This window comes from Synechococcus sp. R8-2 (genome assembly GCF_047461715.1).
Classification (GTDB): domain Bacteria; phylum Cyanobacteriota; class Cyanobacteriia; order Thermostichales; family Thermostichaceae; genus Thermostichus.
Genome location: NZ_JANSHQ010000223.1, coordinates 1 through 2,144 on the forward strand (window position 1 = coordinate 1; position 2,144 = coordinate 2,144).

The window sequence follows — 2,144 nt, forward strand, 5'->3', positions numbered from 1 at the left end:
GGCCAATGGGCTCGATCACCCGCCCACGGCTGCCGGGGGGAAATCCCTCAGGGTCAACAGTGCCTGCAGCAGGGCCAGAGGGGGGAGAGGGAAAACTGGCTGGGCGGGGCAAGGGATCCAAGCGCACCGCCTGCGGAAATTGAGGCGGGGCAGGGGGGGCCAACATGGGGGCGACGAGCTGCCACAACTGCCAAGCCAAGGCGGCCAGAGCCCCAACCGAGACACTCACCACCACCAAGGTGCCCAAGGGAAAACCGCCAGAAGCAGGAGAAGAACGGCCTCGCATCGGGTAGTTAGCCATCCGAAATACCTTCCCGCAATGCTGCAGGCAAGAATCCGCAGAGAAGATGGGATCCCCGTCAAAACCGGGGATTTACGAAAGCCAGAGCACGACTGCTGCGCAACGCTGACGTGATTGCATCCCAATGTATCGTGTTCCGCAGCGCTCTTGCTAGGCCTGTGCAGAGGAATCGCAACGCTGACGGGGCGACGCGACCCCAGAGGGCAAGGGCGTCGGAGATTAGCTTCTACTTATTGGTGTTGGTGAACTTATTCTGCCAGTCGGTCGTCAAAATCTCTCGGCCAAATACCCATCCTGCCAGAAGGAGGGGCAATGCCAAGCCCAGAAAGCCGAAAAGACTGACCACCTGAGCCACTTGCCGCTGGGCTTGTTTTCTCCTGGGATCCGGGATGTTGTTAGCAGCCAGCACCACCTTAGAACAGAAAGCCACCACCACCGCCCCCACCGGCCCCAAAACCAAAGAGGGCCACAGCCAAGCCTCCACTTGCGAGAATGCGTAGGCTCCGGTAAAGGGGATAATCACGAAACAAGCCAACTCTAGGATCCCCCACGTGAAGAGGGCCAACCAGACATCTTTGCGGAAGACTTCATCGGGATTGGTGTACATAAGCCTCCGGGATAAACCGCCCACACTAAGGCCAGACCTCGAGACAGGAACGGAAGCGCCACGGCTTCCAGATTAACTCCAGGTGCAAGGATCTGCTTGACGGATTTCCTCTGCCATTCAGGCAACTCAGTAAGATAATGCCCAAGATTCTTGGATAAGCCTCCGTTGATTTACGCACAGGAGGGCGGCCTCGGCAAGGATAAACTCCCCGCGCGACCCCACACGTAAAGACTTGAAATAAGATTTAGGTGTTCAATAACTCATGAATCACCTGCGTTTGTTGCCCTTTCCAGCCGAGGTTGGGGTCAAGCCTGCCCTGTTGATAAGGCTCTTTTTCCCCTCCCACCTGGCGAGCTGAGGGCCTATTGCCTCTATGTGATGGTTGCCTATGGACTGCCGAAGGGATCCCCACACCCCAACGCCCTGCAACCTTGTCTCCTACTGACTTCGAGAGTGCCAAGCTGCCATGTCACGCATCCTCATCATCGATGATGATCCCAGCATTTGTGCTCTACTGCAGCGGTACTTGCAGCGGCAGGGGTATTCGGTTGAGGTGGCGATGACGGGGGCCGAGGGCTTACAGCAGTTGCGCGCTTTTCAGCCGGCCTTGGTAATTTTGGATCTGAACTTGCCGGATGTGAGCGGCTACGATCTCTGCCAGCAAATGCAAAAAGAGACCGGCGTGTACGTGTTGATGTTGACCAGCCGCGTCAGCCCTGCTGATAAGTTGCACGGATTCCAGTTGGGGGCAGATGACTACCTGACCAAGCCCTTCAGCCTGCCGGAGTTACAGGCGCGAGTGCAAGCCATTCTGCGGCGGCAACGTATGAAGACCGAAATGGCCAGCGCACCGGTCTTGACCTTTGCCTCTTTGGTAATCGACCCGGAAACCCGAGCAGTCATCCGCGAGCAGCGCCTGATCAACTTAACAGCACTGGAGTTCGATTTGCTCTATGCTATGGCTCGACATCCGGGGCGGGTTTGGCGACGGGCTGAGCTGATTCAAGAGGTGTGGGATTTTAACCACGAGGGAGATGAACGGGTGGTCGATGTCCACATCGGCCAAATTCGCAAGAAACTAGAGACTGATACCAGCCAACCGGAGTTGATCCGCACCGTGCGTGGAGTTGGCTACAAGTTTGAGCCCCCCGCTCCGAAGGAGGGATGGGGAGAGGAAAAACCTTAACCCCCAAATAACTCTCCCCTCTTCACGTTGGGAGAGGGGCCAGGGGTGAG

General features: G+C 57.2%; 2 protein-coding genes and 1 pseudogene. 1 reads left to right on the forward strand and 2 read right to left on the reverse strand.

Annotated features, from left to right (window positions below; translation table 11 throughout):
* Both NW819_RS06025 and NW819_RS06030 read right to left on the reverse strand, forming a co-directional pair.
* Positions 1-301: pseudogene (locus NW819_RS06025) on the reverse strand (SH3 domain-containing protein); the annotation flags it as partial.
* Positions 302-527: 226 nt separating this feature from the next.
* Positions 528-908, reverse strand: coding sequence for a hypothetical protein (locus tag NW819_RS06030; RefSeq protein ID WP_414342412.1), 381 nt, complete (start codon positions 906-908; stop codon positions 528-530).
* Between the two features lie 466 nt (positions 909-1,374).
* On the opposite strand from NW819_RS06030, the gene NW819_RS06035 reads away from it, so the two are divergent.
* Positions 1,375-2,094: a response regulator transcription factor gene (locus NW819_RS06035; RefSeq protein WP_414330288.1), complete on the forward strand. Its 720-nt coding sequence runs from the start codon at positions 1,375-1,377 to the stop codon at positions 2,092-2,094.
* Positions 2,095-2,144: the final 50 nt, after the last annotated feature.

Excerpts from the sequence above, each read along its gene's own strand:
- NW819_RS06030 (WP_414342412.1), bottom strand. The coding sequence starts at position 908 with ATGTACACCAATCCCGATGAAGTCTTCCGCAAAGATGTCTGGTTGGCC.
- NW819_RS06035 (WP_414330288.1), top strand. The coding sequence starts at position 1,375 with ATGTCACGCATCCTCATCATCGATGATGATCCCAGCATTTGTGCTCTA.